Below are 18,091 nucleotides of genomic sequence, written 5' to 3' on the forward strand. Positions count from 1 at the left end.
CTGGGCGGGGAGGGGGCCGTGATTTTGACCTACTTCGCCAGGAACTGTGTGATCGTATCGCCGGCCTTGGCGATGTTGGCGATGCCGTCCAGATGCCCCAGGGTCGAGGTGATCGACTCGGTGTAGTCGACCTTGTTGCCCTGCTTCTCCAGCCGGTCCTTCAGCGGCCGCATGTTGCGGTCGGGCGGGAAGACCAGGTCGTCGGCCGACGGGATCAGCAGCACCGGCGCCTTGATCTTCGCCAGACCGTCGTCCAGCGACGGGCCGTTGCCGGTGACGAAGGTCTGGTTGGCCTTGATCAGATAGAGGAAGTGGTTGGCATCGCTGACCGCGGCGCGGCCGGCGGCGGCCTTGTCCAGCCAGGCTTCGATGGCGTACTGGTTGCCCATCGCGGCGCGCGGGTCCTTGCCCTCTTCCGCCCATTTGCGGCCGAAGGCGGCGTCGGCCCATTTCCAGTGGCGGGCGTGCAGGGTGACCAGCTTCAGCGCCTCGGTCAGGCCGGCCTTGGGCTCCGCCTTGCCGTAATAGTCGCCGTTGTTCCAGTTGGGGTCGAGCTTGATCGGCGCCCCCCACAGGTTCAGCCAGCCGATCAGGAACGGGTCGGCCTCCGGCCCGCCGATGACGGCGATGACGCGCTTGACCATGTCGGGGTAGTCGGCCCCCCATTCGAACGCCTGGAGCGAGCCCATCGAGCCGCCCATCACCGCCTGCAGCGTCTTGACGCCCAGGCTGTCGAGCAACGCCTTCTGGACGTTGACGAAGTCCTGGATGGTGACGATGGGGAAGCTCATGCCATAGGGCTTGCCGGTGTCCGGGTTGACGCTGGCCGGCCCGGTGGTGACGACGTTGGGGTCCTTCGGCGACAGGTTCACCAGCGTGTCGGAGCTGATGATGAAGTACTTGTCGGTGTCCAGCGGCTTGCCCGGCCCGATGATGCTGTCCCAATAGCCGGGGGTCGCATCCTCGGCCTTGTATTTCCCGGCGGCGTGGCTGTTGCCGCTGAAGAAATGGGTGACGAGGATGACGTTGTCCTTGGCATCGTTCAGCTTGCCGTAGCTTTCCCAGCCGACGCGCAGGTTCTTGATCGTCCCGCCACCGGTCGTGGTGTAGGACGGCATCTCGAAAACCTTCTTTTCGACGATGCCGTCCAGCGCCAGCGCCGGCAGCGCGCCGAGCAGGCAGGCGGCCATGGCGAGTCCGCCGAGGCGGCCGGACCATTTGGAACCGCGGACAACTCCTCGCATGGGGCAACCCCTCCCAGATTGTTCTATGGGCGGGCAGTCTACCGATGCGGTTGTGTCTGTCCAGCGGCCTTCGGTGACGAATCCCTTACGGCGGGCGGCGCCTAGGACAGGCGGACCGCCGTGCCGTTGGCCGACACCATCAGCATGCCGTTCTCCTTGCCCAACACTTCGTAATCCATGTCGACTCCGACGACGGCATCGGCGCCCAGCGCGCGGGCGGCGTCCTCCAGGTCGGCCAGCGCCGCCTCGCGCGCCTCGCGCAGCGCCGCCTGATAGCCGCCGGCCCGCCCGCCGACGATGTCGCGGACCGACGAGAACAGGTCGCGGAACACGTTCACCCCCATGATCGCCTCGCCGGCGACGAGGCCGAGATACTGGACGATGCGGCGGCCTTCGACCGAATCGGTGCTGGTGACGATCATGACCGGGTATCCCTTTCTGGCTTCTCCTGACGCACAGATGGTCCTTCCACCGCCCTGTCCAAGGCGGCACTGCGAAATCGCATGGGCGTTGAGTCGAACGCGCCTTCCCGGCGACCGGCCGCTGCGTGTAGGACTGGCGGACCGGCGGGGGGCCGGGCTGGGGGAAGCATGGACGACACGCGGCGCGCCATCCTGCGCTGGATGACCGGTGTGATGGAGGCGAAGGGCTGGAGCGCCGGGGCCTGGGCCCGGTTGGCCGGCGTCACCGCCACCAACCTGACCCGCTTCCTGCGCGATCCGGTGATGGGCAGCCTGCCCAGCGCCGACACCCTGGCCCGGCTGGCCCGCATCGCCGGGTCGGAGCCGCGCTTCCTCGACGATCACGCCTACGCTCCCGTCTCGCGCGTGCCGGTGCTGACGCTGGAGCAGGCGCACATCTTCCTCGACCTCGGCCGCAAGGCGGGGGAGGCGTTCCTGGCCGGGGCGCTGAAGGACGGGGCGTCGTCGGTCGCGATGGACGGCAAGACCTCCAGCCGCGCCTTCGCCCTGCGCATCGTGTCGAAGAGCCTCGATGCCGCCGGGGTGCTGCCGCGCGACTGCGTGGTGCTGGAACCGCTGGACGTGCTGGCGCCGCAGACCGGCGACGTCGTGGTGACGGTGGGCGACGGGACGGTTTGCGGTTATCGCTTCTTCCCGCCGCACCTGATGCCGGTGTCGACCGACCCCGACTGCCGCCCGACCGCGATCGACCGCGCCCACGTCGCCGGAGTCGCCGTTCACGTCGTGCGGGCGCTGCGCCTGTAAAGAGGCGGTGGACGCAGAGTCAAGGCACCCATTTCAAGCGGTCAACGGGTGCAATAACGGACGTCGCTACTCCGTTCGTTTTCCGTTGTGATTGCGCTGCTTAGAACCCACCAAATATAGCGTCTTTTCAGGTCTTTGACCGTGATTATGGCTAAGCTGTAGGTTCCCGTTTTGTTCTTGAAAGCTGCGTGTTCGCATCCCATATTCAGGGTCCGGCGAGGCGTGCCCAAAAGCATGCTGCAAAGACGCAGCAGCGGTCACGCTTCGGGGCTCCGAACAGGGGCTGGAAAGAGCCGGGACATTGGGGATGTCGGGGCAGGCATGGCGATCACTCAGGCACAGCGGGAATGGCGGGCGGGACGGATCGGGTCGTCGGACGCGACGCGCGTGATGGCCGGCGACTGGCTGGCGCTGTGGCGCGAGAAGACCGGCCGCTCCGAACCGGAGGATCTGGATCTGGTCGCCGCCGTGCAGATCGGCATCGCGACCGAGCATCTGCACCCGCGCTTCGTCACCCACGCCACCGGACTGCCCTGCGTCGAGGCGCCGGACACCTACCGCCACGCCGAGCATGACTGGATGGTCGCCCATCCCGACTTCCTGACGCGCAGCGAGGCGGACGGCGCCTTCGACACCATCGTGGAGGCGAAGTTCAACAGCGGCTTCCAGAGCGATGCCGACCTTGCCCGCCGCTACCACTGGCAGCTCCAGCACCAGTTGGCGGTGGTCGGGCTGGACCGCGCGCTGCTGTCAATCCTGCGGCCGACCGGCCACGCGCTGGTGACGGTGGAACGCCGGCCCGACGAGGTCGAACGGCTGGTGGAAACGCTGGAGGCCTTCTGGTGGCACGTCGTCAACGACATCGAGCCGAGCGACCCGCTGCCGATCGACGGCCCGTCCTATGAAAGCGGCCGGGTCTTCGACATGGGGCGGCACAACCGCTTCCGCACGCTGGCCGACCAACTGGTGGCCCGCCGCGCCACCGCGCTGGAGGTGAAGGAAGGCGAGGCGGCGCTGAAGGCGCTGATGCCGGACGACGCCCGCGTCGCTTTCGTGGAAACCGATGGGCAGCCCGGCGGCGGGCTGTACCTGACGCGCGACCGCGACGGCCGGCTCAGCCTGCGCTACGGCGCACCACCGCGCCGGGCGCTGGCCGACGCGCAAGCCTGGGCACCCTCCGCTGACCCGAGCCCGGCGGATGCCGGACCGACCGAGCTGAGCTTGGACATGGTCCTGTCCGCCGGCTGGGGTGAGGGGAGAGCCGAAACGACTGTGAAAACGCTGGAAGGAAAAGGACCCACGTCATGGGACGCATGAGCAAGACCGACAACGTCGTCGCCGACACCGAAACCGCCGAATCGACCGTCGCCCCGGCGGCGGCGAAGGCCGGCACCAGCCGTGGCTCCACCCCTCACGCCGCCAAGCCGGATGGGGAGGCCACGCCGTCCAACCCGGCCGAACCGCAGCGCATCGACACGATGTTCCTGTGGAACCGTCTGAAGCGCACCGACCCGAAGGCGACCAAGCCCTTCACCCGGTCCGGCGGCTTCCGCGGCACGCAGATCGACCCGACCTGGCGCTTCCAGATGATGACGGAGGTGTTCGGTCCGATCGGCAAGGGCTGGGGCTACGAGCAGATCGACTGGACCATCGCGGAGCGGATGATCTTCATCTGCGCCCGCGTCTGGTACATCGACCCGGAAACCAGGGAGAAGTGCTTCACCGGCCCGCAGTGGGGCGGGACCGAGATGGTCCGCCGCCGCAACGGGATGGAATCGCCGGACGACGAGTGCTTCAAGATGTCGATGACCGACGCGGTCGGCAAATGCCTGCTGCAACTGGGTCTGGCCGCCGACGTCTACATGGGGCAGTTCGACGACAGCAAGTACCGCGAGGAATCGGAGGCCTTCTACGCCGCCAAATCCAACCCGGACCTGCAGCCGGCCGCCGTCGAAGCCTTCGAGGCGGAAGTGAAGCGCCGTCTTAACAGCTGTCTGGATCTCGATGATCTGGAAGAGGTTTGGCGCTCCGGCGTCGGCACCCGCCTGCGGGAGATCGGCAGCATCGACCGTGCCGCCCAGCACCGCATCACCGGCCTGTTCGCCCAGAAGAAGGCCGAGATCCTGAAGCGTGAGGAGGAGGACGGGCGGGAAGCCGCCTGACGCTGCCCATGGCCCAGACGTCGCAACCCACGGCACCCCAGCCGGCCTCCCAGTCGCCCAGCGGCCTGTTCCGCATGAGCGCCTGGGAAGGCGAGTTCGAGCGCGCCAACGCCCAGTTGCCGCGCTGGTACTGGAACCGCGACCAGCGCCGCCGCCACTACGCCCGCTGGGTGGAGGCGGAGGCGGAAACGCTGGCGCAGCGGCTGTCGGGCCTGCTACGGCCCGGCACCCCGGCGGAATCCGCAGGGGCGGCCCGCGTTCTGATCGAGTCGCTGGCGCGTGACATCGACTGGGCTCGCCGGTTGGAAGACTCGGATCCCGAAGACGACAGACGAGACGGTGCGCGGGACGGCGCACAGGGCGGCGGAAGGGGCAGCCCCTTCGCCCGAGCCGCCTGATGAGAAGAAGGATTTCATCTCATGACGATAGAAGAGGTCCAGGCGCGCCTCAGCGCCGCTCAAGCCCGGCTCGGGCGTGAGGGCCGCTTCGCCCTCACCCTCAGCCTGAACGGGCGCGAGGAGTGCTACATCACCCATTGGTTCCGGCCGGACCCGCACGCCTTCGAGGATTGCCGGGCGGTCGGCTCCGGGACCGTCAGCGAATGCCTCGCGGCGCTCGACCGCTACGTCGCGGTGAACGCGCCGGCATCCGGCGCGGACAGCCGGGCTCGCAACGAGGCTCCGGTGCTGATGGCCGCCGAATGACATCCCCGTAACGGCCAGGCCATCGGCCCTTACCCCCTCGTCCCCCCCGCGGACGAGGGGATTTTTTTATGCCGGCGGCCGGCGCCGGCTGCATTACCATCCGCGCCGTTCAACCCACGAAAGGGACGGCCGCCCCATGGACCCGCTTGTCGCCCTCCTGAGCATCCTCGGCGCCCTGGCGGTCGGCGCCGCCAGTCCGGGACCGAGCTTCGTCCTGGTCGCCCGCACCTCCATCGCGGTGTCCCGGCGCGCCGGTCTGGCCGCGGCCTTGGGCATGGGCATCGGCGGCGTGTTCTTCGCCACGCTGGCGCTGCTCGGGCTGCACACGCTGCTGTCGCAGGTCGGCTGGCTCTACGCCGCGCTGAAGCTGGCGGGGGGTGCCTACCTGCTCTACCTCGCCGTTCGCATCTGGCGCGGCGCCTCCACGCCGTTGGCGATGGGCGAGGGCGGGCGGACCGCTCCGGCCGGCATCGCCCGGCCATTCCTGTTCGGCCTGCTGACGCAACTCAGCAACCCCAAGACCGCCATCGTCTATGGCAGCATCTTCGCCGCGCTGATGCCCGCCACCCCGCCGGTCTGGCTGTTCGCCACTCTGCCGCCTGCGATTTTCCTGATCGAGGCAGGCTGGTACACCATCGTCGCCGTGGCCTTTTCCGCCGGCCGGCCGCGCGCCGCCTATCTGCGCTCCAAGCACTGGATCGACCGCATCGCCGCGGCGGCGATTGGCGCACTCGGCGTCCGCCTGCTGGCGGACGCCGTGCCCCATCCCTGACCCCTTCCGTTCAGCTCTTCTTGCCCGCCTGCGCCCGGGCGAACGCCTCGGCAAAGGCGCTGTTGACCGGTTCCGGCGCCTTCGCCGGCTTCGGGGCGGCCTTCTGCGCCGGCGGCGCGGAACGGCGGTCGCCATCACGCCGTTCGCCCTGCGGCGGACGCGCCGGACCCCGGTCGTCACGGCGGTCGTCGCGGCGCTCCTCCCGGCGGGCCGGACGCGGGGCCTCTTCCCCCATCCGCATGGTCAGCGCGATGCGCTTGCGGGGGATGTCGACCTCGAGCACCTTCACCTTCACCACGTCGCCGGCCTTGACCACTGTGTGAGGATCCTTCACGAAGCTGTTGGCCAGCTGCGAAATATGGACCAGCCCGTCCTGGTGGACGCCGATGTCGACGAAGGCGCCGAAGGCGGTGACGTTGGTCACCACGCCCTCCAGCATCATGCCGGGCTGAAGGTCTTTCAGTTGCTCCACGCCTTCCTTGAAGGTGGCGGTCTTGAACTCCGGCCGGGGGTCGCGGCCGGGCTTTTCCAGCTCCTTGATGATGTCCTCGACGGTCGGCACGCCGAACCGCTCGTCGGTGAAGTCCTCGGCGCTGAGCGCGCGCAGGAAACGGGCGTCGCCGATGACGCTGCCGAGGTCGCGGCCGGTCGTCTTCACGATGCGCTGCACCACCGGATAGGCTTCCGGATGAACGGCGGAGCCGTCGAGCGGGTTCTCGCCGTCGCTGATGCGCAGGAAGCCAGCGGCTTGCTCGAAGGTCTTCGGCCCCAGCCGCGCCACGTCGAGCAACTGCTTGCGCGAGCGGAAGGCGCCGTTGCGGTCGCGGTGCTCGACGATGTTGCGGGCGATCGTCTCGTTCAGGCCCGACACGCGGGTCAGCAGCGGGATCGAGGCGGTGTTGAGGTCGACGCCGACGGCGTTCACGCAATCCTCCACCACCGCGTCCAGCGAGCGGGCCAGCTTGCCGCCGGCCAGATCATGCTGGTATTGGCCGACGCCGATCGACTTCGGCTCGATCTTCACCAGCTCGGCCAGCGGGTCCTGCAGGCGACGGGCGATCGACACCGCGCCGCGCAGGCTGACGTCCAGGCCGGGGAATTCCAGCGCCGCGGTTTCCGACGCCGAATAGACCGAGGCGCCGGCCTCGCTGACCACCAGCTTGGTCAGCGACAGCTCGGGATGGCGCTTCATCAGGTCGGCGGCCAGCTTGTCGGTTTCGCGCGACGCGGTGCCGTTGCCGATCGAGATCAGCTCCGCCTTGTGGCGATGCGCCAGCGCGGCCAGCACGGCGATGGAGCCGTCCCAGTCGTTGCGCGGCGGGTGCGGGTAGATGGTCGTCGTTTCCACCAGCTTGCCGGTGCTGTCGACCACCGCCACCTTCACGCCGGTGCGGATGCCGGGGTCCAGCCCGATGGTGGTGCGCTGGCCGGCCGGGGCGGCCAGCAGCAGGTCGTGCAGGTTGCGGGCGAAAACGCGGATCGCCTCGTCCTCAGCCCGCTCGCGCAGGGCGCCCATCAGGTCGGTTTCGATGTGCGGACCGATCTTCAGCTTCCAGGTCCAGCGCACGACGTCGGACAGCCACTTGTCGGCCGGCCGGCCCTGGTCGCGGATGCCGGTGTGGGCGGCGATGCTGCCCTCCGCCGGGTGCGGCTGCCCCTCATCGACCGGCAGGTCGAGCCGGATGTCCAGCACGCCCTGCGCCCGGCCGCGGAACAGCGCCAGCGCCCGGTGCGACGGCAGCTTGGCCCAGCTTTCCGAGAAGTCGAAATAGTCGGAGAACTTGGCGCCCTCCGCCTTCTTCTCCTCGATCACCTTGGAGGTGACGACGCCCTTGTCGGCCATGGCGGTGCGCAGGCGCCCGACCAGCTCGGCGTCCTCGCCGAAGCGTTCGACCAGGATGTGGCGGGCGCCGTCCAGCGCCGCCTTGACGTCGGCGACCCCCTTGTCGGCGTCGACGAAGGTGGCGGCCGCCGCGTCGGGCTGCGTCGTCGGGTTCGACAGCAGCGCATCGGCCAGCGGCTCCAGCCCGGCCTCGCGGGCGATCTGGGCCTTGGTGCGACGCTTCTGCTTGTAGGGGAGGTAGAGGTCTTCAAGCCGGGTCTTGGTGTCGGCCTGCCTGATCTGGCGCTCCAGCTCGGGCGTCAGCTTGCCCTGCTCCTGGATGGTCGACAGGATGGTGGCACGCCGGTCCTCCAGCTCGCGCAGGTAACCCAGCCGCTCTTCGAGGGTGCGGAGCTGGGTGTCGTCCAGGCCGCCGGTCGCCTCCTTGCGGTAGCGCGCGATGAAGGGGACGGTCGATCCCTCGTCGAGCATGGCGATGGTGGAGGCGACCTGGGACTCGCGGACCGACAATTCGTCGGCGATGCGCTGGCTGATGGACAGCATAAGGCAGGGACCCGGCTGGCTGATGACGAACGATGAGGGCGTCTCTCATAGCGCGTCGGGGCAGGGCGGCGCCACCCCGGCATTGGGCAGAGGGCAGGGCGGCCTCCGCTGAGTCGTGGTTTTTCGCAAAAAGGTGGTAGGGGTCGATTTCCTTGCTCTGTTCACCGGGCGTTAACCATGTGGACCCTATACCTCTGCTTGCAACTTGGTTGCGTTTCCTCCCGAACCAAACTGATGGCGGCCTGCGACACAGTCGCACGGCCGCCTTTTCTTTGGGCACAGTTGGCCGGTTTCAGCCGGGCTGGGGGGACAAAAGCGAAACGCTGACATTGTTTTTCTCCTTGCCAAAGCCCCGGGCAACTTCCTTACAATGTATCCGGTTTAATCCATTCGGCGTAGAACCTTGGCAGTTCCACTCGCGTCCGTCCTGCTGCTGTTTTGCGCAGCGCTCATGGCTGTCGCCGCGCGCGGACGTGGCTGGGTCGCCACCGCCGTCTATGGCGGGACGGCCGTCGCCTGCGGGCTGACCGTGCTGTGGGCGATCACCACGCTGGCGACGGGTGCCGCCGAGCCGGCGGCGCTGGTGCTGCCGGTCGGTCTGCCCTGGATGGGCGCGCATCTGCGCACCGACGCGCTGTCGGCCTTCTTCCTGCTGGTGGTGAATGGCGGCGGCGTGACCGCCAGCCTGTTCGGCTGGGGGTACGAGCGGGCGCACACCCACCAGCATACCGATCCCCATCACGCCCCGTCGGGACCGGTTCTGCCCTTCTTCCCGCTGTTCCTGGCCGGCATGAGCCTTGTGCTGCTGGCCGCCGACGCCTTCACCTTCCTGGTGTCGTGGGAGTTCATGTCGCTGACCTCCTGGCTGCTGGTGCTGTCGACCCACCGCGAGTCGGAAACGCCGGCGGCGGCGAAGCTCTACCTGATCATGGCCAGCGTCGGCACGGTCTGCCTGATGCTGGCCTTCGGCCTGCTCGCCGGCGGACCGGGCGACATGCGCTTCGACGCCATCCGCCAGCACGCGCCGGGCGACGGCATGGCGGCCCTGGTGCTGCTGCTGGTGCTGCTGGGCGCCGGGTCGAAGGCCGGGCTGGTGCCGTTGCATGTCTGGCTGCCGCTCGCCCATCCGGCGGCGCCCAGCCATGTCTCCGCCCTGATGTCGGGGGTGATGACCAAGGTGGCGGTCTACGCCATCGTCCGCGTCGCCTTCGATCTGCTGGGGCCGCCCGCGTGGTGGTGGGGTGGGGCGCTGATGGCGGCCGGCACGATCACCGCGGTGATGGGGGTGATGTACGCCCTGATGCAGGACGACCTGAAGCGGCTGCTCGCCTGCTCCACCATCGAGAACATCGGTGTCATCCTGATCGCGCTGGCGCTGGCGCTGGTGTTCAAGGCCAGCAGCACGCCGGTCATCGCCGCCCTGGCGATGAGCGCGGCGCTGCTGCACATCGCCAACCACTCCCTGTTCAAGAGCCTGCTGTTCTTCGTCGCCGGCGCGGTGCTGACCGCCACCGGCACGCGCGACCTGAACCGGCTGGGCGGGCTGATCCACCGGCTGCCGACGACCGCGGTCCTGGCGCTGATCGGCGCCGCGGCGATCTCGGCGTTGCCGCCGCTGAACGGCTTCGTCGGCGAATGGATGCTGTTCCAGGCGATCCTGAACGCGCCGGCCCTGCCGGAATGGTCGTCGAAGATCGGCATCGCCGTGGTTGGGGCCGCGGTCGCCCTGGCGGCGGCACTGGCGGCCGCCTGCTTCGTGCGCTTCTACGGCATCGCCTTCCTCGGCCGCCCGCGGTCGCCGGAGGCGGCGCAGGCGCGGGAGGTCGGTACGGCGATGCGCGCGGCCATGCTGATACCGGCGGCGCTGTGCGTCGCCATCGGCGTGCTGCCGACGCCGCTGATCCGCCTGTTCGGCCCGGCGGTCCGCGCGATGGTGGAGGCTGGGCCGTTCGACGACCGCGCCTACCAGCCCTGGTTCTGGCTGGCGCCGACCTCGGCCGTCGGCAACTCCTACAACGGCATGGTCCTGCTGGTGGTCATCGCCGTCCTGTCGGCCGTGCTTGTGCTGGTCATCCACCGTTGGGCCTCCAACCGGGTGCGCTGGTCCACCGCCTGGGGCTGTGGCCACGAGGAGCCGGATCCGGGTGCCCTGTCGCAATACAGCGCCAGCAGCTTCAACCAGCCGATCCGCCGCGCCTTCGGCGGCACCCTGTTGAACGCCCATGACCGGGTGTCGATGCCGGAACCGGGCGACACCCGCCCGGCGCGGCTGACGGTGAACTGGCGCGACCCGGCCTGGACCTTCCTGTTCACGCCGGTCGGCACCGCGCTCGACTGGCTGACGGAGCGGGTCAACGTGCTGCAGTTCCTCACCATCCGCCGCTACCTGACGCTGATGTTCGCGGCGCTGGTCGTCGTGCTGATCCTGGTCGCGGTGGTGCGGTCATGATCACCGCCATCCTCTACCAGATCGTCCAGATGCTGCTGGTGCTGGCGCTGGCACCGGCGCTGACCGGCTGGGTTCGGCTGGTGAAGGCGCGGCTGCTCGGCCGGCGCGGACCATCGCTGCTGCAGCCCTACCGCGACCTGCTGCGCCTGCTGCGCAAGGAGGTGGTGTTGGCGCACAACGCCTCCTGGCTGTTCCGGGCGACGCCCTACGCCATGTTCACCGCCATCTGGCTGGCCGCCGGGCTGGTGCCGGTCTTCACCACCCAACTGGCGCTGGCCCCGGCCGCCGACCTGATCGCGCTGATCGCGCTGCTGGGCACCGCGCGCTTCTTCCTGGCGCTGGCGGGGATGGACATCGGCACCGGCTTCGGCGGCATCGGGTCGTCGCGCGAGATGATGATCGCCGCACTGGCCGAGCCGGCGATGCTGATGATGGTCTTTTCGGTGGCGGTGCTGGTCCACAGCACGTCGCTGGCCGACATCGCCGCCTTCATGACTTCGGGAATGGTCGGCCTGCGCGTTTCGCTGGCGCTGGCGCTGATCGCGCTGGTGATGGTGGCGATCGCCGAGAACGCCCGCATCCCGATCGACAACCCGGCGACGCATCTGGAACTGACCATGGTGCACGAAGCGATGGTCCTGGAATATTCCGGCCGCCACCTGGCGCTGGTGGAGGCGGCGGCGATGCTGAAGCTGCTGCTCTACGTCGCGCTGATCGCCTGCATCTTCGTGCCCTGGGGGCTGGCGACCGGGCAGGGCGGCAGCCTGCTGGCCGGCCTGCTCAGCTTCCTGGCCAAGCTGGCGGTGGCCGGCGCCGGGCTGGCGCTGTTCGAGACGTCGGTCGCCAAGATGCGGGTGTTCCGGGTGGGCGAGTTCCTGGGCGGGGCGCTGCTGCTCAGCCTGTTGGGCGCGATCTTCCTCTACGTCTCGCGGGGGGTGTGACGCATGATCGACATCGCCTATGACGCCTCCCATCTGCTGGGCACGCTGGTGCTGATGACCAGCTTCGCGCTGCTCTACCAGCGCCGGCTGTTCGCCCTGCTGCACGTCTTCACCGTGCAGGCGCTGGCGCTGGCCGCGGCGGCGGCGTGGCAGGCCTACGCCCACGACGACCCCCACCTCTACATCACCGCCGTGCTGACCCTGGCGTTGAAGGCGATCGCCATCCCGGTGGCGCTGCACCGCATCGTCCAGCGCATGAACATCCAGCGCACGGTCGAACCGGCGCTCGGCATCGGGCTGACCATGCTGGCCGGCGTGTCGCTGGTCACGCTGTCGATCCTGCTGGTGCTGCCGGTGACGGAAGGCGCGACGGCGCTGACGCGCGAGGATCTGGCGCTGTCGCTGTCGGTGGTGCTGCTCGGCCTGCTGATGATGATCTCGCGCCGCAACGCCGTCAGCCAGGTCGTTGGATTCATGTCGATCGAGAACGGGCTGATCCTGGCCGCGGTCGGCGTCGCCGGCATGCCGCTGGTGGTGGAGATGTCGATCGCCTTTTCGGTCATGGTCGCCTTCATCATCTTCGGCATCTTCCTGTTCCAGATCCGCGAGCGGTTCGAGACGCTGGACATGCGCCGGATCGAGAGCTTCCGCGGGGAGAGCGGCGAGTGACCCCCTTTCTGCACGTCGTCCTGTTGACCCCGCTGCTGTCGGCCGCCGCCCTGGCGCTGGTGCCGGACTGGCGGCTGGCGGCACGGCTGAACATCGGCGCCAGCGGGCTGACGCTGCTGGCGGCGCTGGCGCTGTTCGCCGCGCCGGCGGGCGCTACGGTCTATCTGGTGCTGGACGCCTTCAACATCGCGCTGATCGTGCTGACCGCCTTCGTCGGGCTGACCACCGCGGTCTTCTCCGCCGGCTACATCGGGCACGAGGTGGACAGCGGCACGCTGACGCCACGCAAGCTGCGCTTCTATCACGCGATGTACCAAGCCTTCCTGTTCACCATGCTGCTGGCGCTGTCCGCCAACAATCTGGGCGTGCTGTGGGTGGCGGTGGAGGGGGCGACGCTGACCACCGTGCTGATGGTCAGCCTGTACCGCACCGCCGCCGCGATCGAGGCGGCGTGGAAATACTTCATCCTGTGCGGCGTCGGCATCGCGCTGGCGCTGTTCGGCACCATCCTGATCTACATGGCGGCCCAGCCGGTGATGGGGCCGGGGCTGCCGGCGATGACCTGGACCGCGCTTCAGGAGGCGGCGGCGCGCATCGACCCGAACCTGCTGAACCTCGCCTTCGTCTTCCTGCTGATCGGCTACGGCACCAAGGTCGGGCTGGCGCCGCTGCACGCCTGGTTGCCGGACGCCCACGCCGAGGGGCCGACACCGATCTCCGCCGTGCTGTCGGGGCTGCTGCTGAACGTGGCGCTCTACGCGGTGCTGCGCTTCAAGATGCTGCTGGCGGCGAACGGGGCGGCACTGGCGCCGGGGCCGCTGATGGTGACGATGGGGCTGGCGTCGCTGCTGCTGGCCGGGCCGATGCTGTACCGGCGGCGCGATGTAAAGCGCTTCTTCGCCTACAGCTCGATCGAGCACATGGGCATCATCACCATCGCCTTCGGGCTGGGCGGGCCACTGGCCAACTTCGCCGGACTGCTGCACATGGCGATGCACAGCCTGACCAAGTCGGCGATCTTCTTCGCCGTCGGCCACGCGGTGCAGGTGACCGGCACGCAGAAGCTGGCCGGCATCCGCGGCCTGACGGTCAGCCATCCGGCGCTGGGCTGGGGCCTGCTGGCCGGGGTGGTCGCCATCGCCGGCCTGCCGCCCTTCGGCGTGTTCATGAGCGAGTTCCTGCTGGTGACCAGCGGCGTCGCGGCGCAGCCGGCGCTGGCGCTGGCGCTCGCCGCCGGCATCCTGATCGCCTTCGGCGCGCTGGTGTTGCGGGCACAACAGCTCTGCTTTGGGGCGCCGCTGGCGGAGACGGCGCCGCTGCACGGCACGCTGGCGCCGCTCTACGCCCATCTGGCGCTGGTGCTGACCGCGGGGGTGTGGCTGCCGGGACCTCTGGTCGGCTGGTTCCGGACGGTCGCGGCCCTGCTGGGCTAGGGCCGAGGGGAGGAGAGGGCGCATGTACGGCGAGGAACCCCTGTTCGGCCTGCTGGGCCGCATCGGCCGTCCGGTCGATGGGCACCGGCCCTGGCCGCGCTTCGTCACCGACCGGGTCGGCTGGCGGCTGCTGATCGAGCATCTCGGCGGCAACGGCTGGTCGCTGCTCGGCCTGTGGGGCGAGGCGGCGGCGGTGCACACCGCCCTGCGCGAGGATCTGTCGGGCGATGTCGCGGTGGTCAGCCTGCCCTGCCCGGACCGTCGCTTCCCCAGCCTGTCGGGGGTGCGTCCCGCGGCGATCCGGCTGGAGCGCATGGCGCAGGACCTGTTCGGGCTGGTGGCCGAGCGCGCGGTGGCCGGGCAGTCGATCGACGACCGTCCCTGGCTCGACCACGGCAAATGGGGGACGCGCCACCCGCTGGCCGCGGAGCCGGTTATCACCACGGCGCCTGGACCGCAGGAGCAGCCACCCTACCGTTTCCTGCCGGCCGAGGGGCCGGGGCTGCACCAGATCCCGGTCGGCCCGGTCCATGCCGGCATCATCGAACCCGGCCATTTCCGTTTCACCGCCAACGGCGAGACGGTGGTGCGGCTGGAGGAGCGGCTGGGCTACGTCCACAAGGGCGTGGAAGGGCTGATGCGCGGCAAGACCCCGGCGGACGCGGCGCGAATCGTCGCCCGGCTGTCCGGCGACAGCACCGTCGCCCACGCCATCGCCTTCGCCCGCGCGGTGGAGGCGGCGCTGGGCATCGAGCCGCCGCCGCGCGCGGTCTGGCTGCGCGCCCTGATGGCGGAGCTGGAGCGGGTCGCCAACCATCTGGGCGACATCGGCGCCATCTGCAACGACGCCGCCTTCGCCTTCATGCTGGCCGAGATGGGCCAACTGCGCGAGGTGGTGCTGCGCGCCGCCGACGCGTGCTTCGGCCACCGGCTGATGATGGACCGGGTGGTGCCCGGCGGCGTCACCCCCGACATCGCCGAGAGCGGGCGCGGGCGCCTGACCGACCTGACGGCCGAGTTGCGCCGCCGCTTCGCGCCCCTGGTGGCGATCTACGACGGCAAGGCGTCGCTGAACGACCGCACGGTGTCGACCGGGATCGTCTCGACCGGTCTGGTCCAGCGTTTCGGCGCCGGGGGGTATGTCGGCCGGGCCTCGGGACGCGGGCTGGACGCCCGGCGGTCGCCCGGCTACGCTCCCTACACCGACCTCGACTTCGAGGTGCCGGTGCTGACGGAGGGCGACGTCAACGCCCGCGTCTGGATCCGCATCCGCGAGGTGGAGCAGTCCCTGTCGCTGATCGACCAGATCCTGCGCCGCATGCCCGGGGTGCCGCGCGGTCCGGACGGCATCGTGCCGCCGCCGGTCCTGCCCAGGCTTCCCGAGCGGGGCGGGGAGGGCATGGCGCTGGTGGAATCCTTCCGCGGCGAGATCATGACCTGGGTCCGGCTGGCCGGCGACGGCACCATCGACCGCTGCCACCCGCGCGACCCGTCCTGGTTCCAGTGGCCGCTCTTGGAGGCGGCGATCGAGGGGAACATCGTCGCCGACTTCCCCCTGTGCAACAAATCGTTCAACGGGTCCTATTCCGGCCAGGATCTGTGAGGGGCAGCCGATGCTGAAGCACATCCTGCGTTCGCTGACCGGCGGCCCGGTGACCGAAGCCGCCCCGGTGCCGGGCGCCGACACGCTGGCCGATCTGGGCGCCCGCGTCGCCGCGCGGTCCCGCGCCCGGCTGGGCCGCAGCCTGTCGATCCGGCAGGTCGACGCCGGGTCCTGCAACGGCTGCGAGCTGGAAATCCACGCGCTGAACAACCCGCTCTACGATCTGGAACGGTTCGGCATCCGCTTCGTCGCCTCGCCACGCCACGCCGACGTCCTGCTGGTCACCGGCCCGGTGACGAAGAACATGGCCGACGCGCTGTGCCGCACCTGGGACGCGACGCCGGACCCGAAATGGGTGGTGGCCTGCGGTGCCTGCGCCATCGACGGCGGGGTGTTCGCCGGATCCTACGCCTGTGTCGGGCCGGTGGAGGCGGTGCTGCCGGTCGATCTGCGCATCCCCGGCTGCCCGCCGCGCCCGGTCGAACTGCTGTCCGGGCTGCTCGCCCTGCTGGAAACCACGGCGGCGGAACGGCCACGGTGAACAAAAAAGGGCCGGGGCGGACACGCCACCCCGGCCTGGATCCCCGAAAGTCCTGCCGCCGGTCGGAAACCGAAAGGATCAGGGAAGGCGGCTCTCAGCCAGACGCAGGCGGCCTTCCGGGGAAAGACGGGACAGGGTGTCGACGACGCGGGCGTCCAGGTCGGTCCGCAGCTTCTCGTCGGCCGAATGGATGCCGTCGAACAGCGCCCGCACCCGGTTCGGGTCGAAGGGGTTCGCCATCAACTCGGTGCGCAGGCGCGGGATGAACTCCTCGCGGCTGACCTGCATGCGGACGAACATCGGCCGGGCGTCGTCCATCGCCTTGCGCACGATGGCGGCGTCATCCGGCGACAGACGGCTGGAGATGCGGTCGATGAAATGCTCCAGCGCGTGTTCGGGGCCCGGCGGGGGAGGGGGAGGGCCGAAGGCGTGGGCGACGACGAAACCGCCGGCCAGCATGTTCAGCGCAAGGGAACCGATCAGAAGGAACCAGGGCCACCGGCGCCGGATCGACGGCGTCATCGCGCGTCTCCCAGATAGCTGACGATCATCACGCCGGACAGGCTGGGCGTGGTCGTTTTTTGAAAGGATACCAAGCCCTGGCTGTAGCTCAGAAACCCGACCACCGCCATCGTCGCCAGGAACCCGGCGAGCGGCGCGGCACGGAAGGGCGGCCGGGACAGGAACCATGGCACGAAGTCGGGAACGACCCGTTCGGCCAGGCAGGCGGCGATGCGGTCGTAGACCTGCGCCTCGCGGCGGGACGACACGACGGGGGCCGAGGCGGCATCAAGGAGCGCATCCGTGACGGCAACGTCGGCCAGCGTGTCGCGCGCCTCGGTGCAGCCGTCCAGCAAGGCCAAGGCCTCGGGCAGGGCGGAGCGCGGCCAGCGGTCCATGTTCGCGCCGTAAGCCGCGGCGTAGCGTTTGAACTCTTTGAGCGTCATGACCGTACACCGTCCTTCTGACGGATCAGGGGTTGAAGCCGGGCCCTTACCACGCGGCGCGCCCGGACGAGCAAACTTTCCATAGCCGAAACGGACACCTGAAGTATTTCCGAAGCTTCAGCGCACGTCATCTCCTCATGATAGCAGAGGCTGAGCGCCGCCCGCTGCCGTTCGGGCAGGGCGGCGATGGCGGCGTCCACCGCCGCCCCGATCCGGTGGCCGTCGATCACCGTCTCGGCGCTCCAGGCCGGATCGGCGATCTCGTCGGCCGCATCGAGGGGAGCGAAACTGCGCCGCCGCTTGTAGTCGATGGCTCGGTTCACCACGATGCGGTACAGCCACGTCGTGAATCGGGTGCCGTCGCCACGCCAGCGGTCGGCGTTGGCCCAGATCTGCAGGAAGGCGTCCTGCGCGACCTCTTCGGCGTCGGCGGCGTTGCCGACAACCCGTTGGGCCAAGGCGATGCTGCGGCGCAGATGTCGGCGCGTGAGTGTTCCAAACGCCTTACGGTCACCGGCCGCGGCGTCCGCCATCAACGCCTCGTCGGTTACCGTGTCCTCGGTAGGCTCCACGCCGTATTCCGCCCGCTCCCGGTTGCTGTCATTGGATTATACGACTTTGGGCAAGGAGTCCTGCGCCTGCCGCCGTAATTTTTTGTCGTCCATTCTCCGGGCTCAGGCGCCTCCAAGTTTTCCATAAGAATGCTTATGCGTTTTCTCTGCGCCATCGGCCGGACAGTCTCCGCCATGCCCCGGCTGCGGGTTGCGGATGCTCCCCATACCCCTCACGCGGGAATCCGGGGAACCAAACCTGGGCGTCGCCGGTTTCATCCAAGCATGGGCGCGGCGGCATCGGATGCCGGATGCGTCCACCGAACACCAGGCCGCCCGACGGGGCCGTCAGACGAAGGAACAGTCTCCATGCTCAAGATTTTCGGCTGGGCGATTCTGATCATCTTCATCATCGGGCTTCTGGTCGTCACCGGAATCCTGAAGCTGGTCTTCTGACGTTTGC

Annotated in this window: 19 protein-coding genes; 13 read left to right on the forward strand and 6 right to left on the reverse strand. The window is 69.2% G+C overall.

Features of this window, described 5'->3' with window-relative positions; all coding sequences use genetic code 11:
- Positions 1-29: 29 nt before the first annotated feature.
- Positions 30-1,244 carry a homoserine O-acetyltransferase gene (locus TSO352_RS03240; RefSeq protein WP_109105931.1) on the reverse strand — a complete coding sequence of 405 codons (1,215 nt, stop codon included), beginning with the start codon at positions 1,242-1,244 and terminating at the stop codon, positions 30-32.
- Between the two features lie 101 nt (positions 1,245-1,345).
- The gene (locus TSO352_RS03245; protein WP_109105932.1) at positions 1,346-1,666 is read right to left on the reverse strand and encodes a heavy metal-binding domain-containing protein; all 321 of its coding nucleotides are present in this window, start codon (positions 1,664-1,666) and stop codon (positions 1,346-1,348) included.
- A 168-nt stretch (positions 1,667-1,834) separates the two neighbouring features.
- Here TSO352_RS03245 and TSO352_RS03250 point away from each other — a divergent pair, with 168 nt between their 5' ends.
- The 6 genes from TSO352_RS03250 to TSO352_RS03275 all read left to right on the forward strand — a co-directional run bounded on the left by TSO352_RS03250 (position 1,835) and on the right by TSO352_RS03275 (position 6,108).
- Positions 1,835-2,470, forward strand: a complete 636-nt coding sequence (locus TSO352_RS03250) for a helix-turn-helix transcriptional regulator (protein ID WP_109105933.1) — start codon at positions 1,835-1,837, stop codon at positions 2,468-2,470.
- A gap of 321 nt (positions 2,471-2,791) precedes the next feature.
- Positions 2,792-3,787, forward strand: coding sequence for a YqaJ viral recombinase family protein (locus TSO352_RS03255; RefSeq protein WP_109105934.1), 996 nt, complete (start codon positions 2,792-2,794; stop codon positions 3,785-3,787).
- Positions 3,775-4,632 (forward strand): hypothetical protein, encoded by an 858-nt coding sequence (locus tag TSO352_RS03260; RefSeq protein WP_247871875.1) that lies wholly within the window; start codon positions 3,775-3,777, stop codon positions 4,630-4,632. Before TSO352_RS03255 ends, TSO352_RS03260 begins: the two co-directional genes overlap by 13 nt.
- A gap of 8 nt (positions 4,633-4,640) precedes the next feature.
- A complete protein-coding gene (locus TSO352_RS33785) occupies positions 4,641-5,030 on the forward strand; it encodes a hypothetical protein (RefSeq protein ID WP_247871876.1) in 390 nt (129 codons plus the stop codon).
- A 21-nt stretch (positions 5,031-5,051) separates the two neighbouring features.
- Entirely contained in the window at positions 5,052-5,336 is a 285-nt protein-coding gene (locus TSO352_RS03270) for a hypothetical protein (protein WP_109105936.1), read from the forward strand.
- Positions 5,337-5,472: 136 nt separating this feature from the next.
- Positions 5,473-6,108, forward strand: coding sequence for a LysE family transporter (locus TSO352_RS03275; RefSeq protein ID WP_109105937.1), 636 nt, complete (start codon positions 5,473-5,475; stop codon positions 6,106-6,108).
- A 10-nt stretch (positions 6,109-6,118) separates the two neighbouring features.
- Here the strand turns inward: TSO352_RS03275 and TSO352_RS03280 are convergent, their stop codons facing one another.
- On the reverse strand, positions 6,119-8,494 hold the full coding sequence (locus TSO352_RS03280) for a Tex family protein (RefSeq protein ID WP_109105938.1): 2,376 nt from the start codon (positions 8,492-8,494) through the stop codon (positions 6,119-6,121).
- Positions 8,495-8,897: 403 nt separating this feature from the next.
- Between TSO352_RS03280 and hyfB the strand changes: the two genes are divergently transcribed.
- From hyfB to nuoB, 6 genes are read left to right on the forward strand one after another with little or no spacing between them, the layout of a single operon-like run.
- Complete coding sequence (gene hyfB, locus TSO352_RS03285; protein WP_109105939.1) at positions 8,898-10,943, forward strand: hydrogenase 4 subunit B; 2,046 nt, start codon at positions 8,898-8,900, stop codon at positions 10,941-10,943.
- Positions 10,940-11,884 (forward strand): NADH-quinone oxidoreductase subunit H, encoded by a 945-nt coding sequence (locus TSO352_RS03290; RefSeq protein WP_199231469.1) that lies wholly within the window; start codon positions 10,940-10,942, stop codon positions 11,882-11,884. Before hyfB ends, TSO352_RS03290 begins: the two co-directional genes overlap by 4 nt.
- 3 nt (positions 11,885-11,887) lie before the next feature.
- On the forward strand, positions 11,888-12,553 hold the full coding sequence (locus TSO352_RS03295; protein ID WP_109105940.1) for a hydrogenase-4 component E: 666 nt from the start codon (positions 11,888-11,890) through the stop codon (positions 12,551-12,553).
- Positions 12,550-13,986, forward strand: a complete 1,437-nt coding sequence (locus tag TSO352_RS03300; protein WP_109105941.1) for a hydrogenase 4 subunit F — start codon at positions 12,550-12,552, stop codon at positions 13,984-13,986. The genes TSO352_RS03295 and TSO352_RS03300 overlap by 4 nt, the downstream gene beginning before the upstream one ends.
- 22 nt (positions 13,987-14,008) lie before the next feature.
- Positions 14,009-15,589: a nickel-dependent hydrogenase large subunit gene (locus TSO352_RS03305; RefSeq protein WP_109105942.1), complete on the forward strand. Its 1,581-nt coding sequence runs from the start codon at positions 14,009-14,011 to the stop codon at positions 15,587-15,589.
- Positions 15,590-15,599: 10 nt separating this feature from the next.
- Positions 15,600-16,130 carry an NADH-quinone oxidoreductase subunit NuoB gene (gene nuoB, locus TSO352_RS03310; protein ID WP_109105943.1) on the forward strand — a complete coding sequence of 177 codons (531 nt, stop codon included), beginning with the start codon at positions 15,600-15,602 and terminating at the stop codon, positions 16,128-16,130.
- A gap of 78 nt (positions 16,131-16,208) precedes the next feature.
- Here nuoB and TSO352_RS03315 read toward each other — a convergent pair whose 3' ends face one another.
- Genes TSO352_RS03315 through TSO352_RS03325 form a run of 3 tightly spaced genes read right to left on the reverse strand, consistent with a single transcriptional unit; the run spans position 16,209 to position 17,649 of the window.
- Positions 16,209-16,652 (reverse strand): periplasmic heavy metal sensor, encoded by a 444-nt coding sequence (locus tag TSO352_RS03315; RefSeq protein WP_109105944.1) that lies wholly within the window; start codon positions 16,650-16,652, stop codon positions 16,209-16,211.
- On the reverse strand, positions 16,649-17,077 hold the full coding sequence (locus TSO352_RS03320; protein ID WP_109105945.1) for a hypothetical protein: 429 nt from the start codon (positions 17,075-17,077) through the stop codon (positions 16,649-16,651). Before TSO352_RS03320 ends, TSO352_RS03315 begins: the two co-directional genes overlap by 4 nt.
- Positions 17,074-17,649 (reverse strand): sigma-70 family RNA polymerase sigma factor, encoded by a 576-nt coding sequence (locus tag TSO352_RS03325; protein ID WP_109105946.1) that lies wholly within the window; start codon positions 17,647-17,649, stop codon positions 17,074-17,076. The genes TSO352_RS03320 and TSO352_RS03325 overlap by 4 nt, the downstream gene beginning before the upstream one ends.
- 264 nt (positions 17,650-17,913) lie before the next feature.
- On the opposite strand from TSO352_RS03325, the gene TSO352_RS33105 reads away from it, so the two are divergent.
- Complete coding sequence (locus TSO352_RS33105) at positions 17,914-18,084, forward strand: hypothetical protein (protein WP_158284512.1); 171 nt, start codon at positions 17,914-17,916, stop codon at positions 18,082-18,084.
- The last annotated feature ends 7 nt before the right edge of the window (positions 18,085-18,091 follow it).

The organism is Azospirillum sp. TSO35-2, assembly GCF_003116095.1.
GTDB lineage: Bacteria > Pseudomonadota > Alphaproteobacteria > Azospirillales > Azospirillaceae > Azospirillum.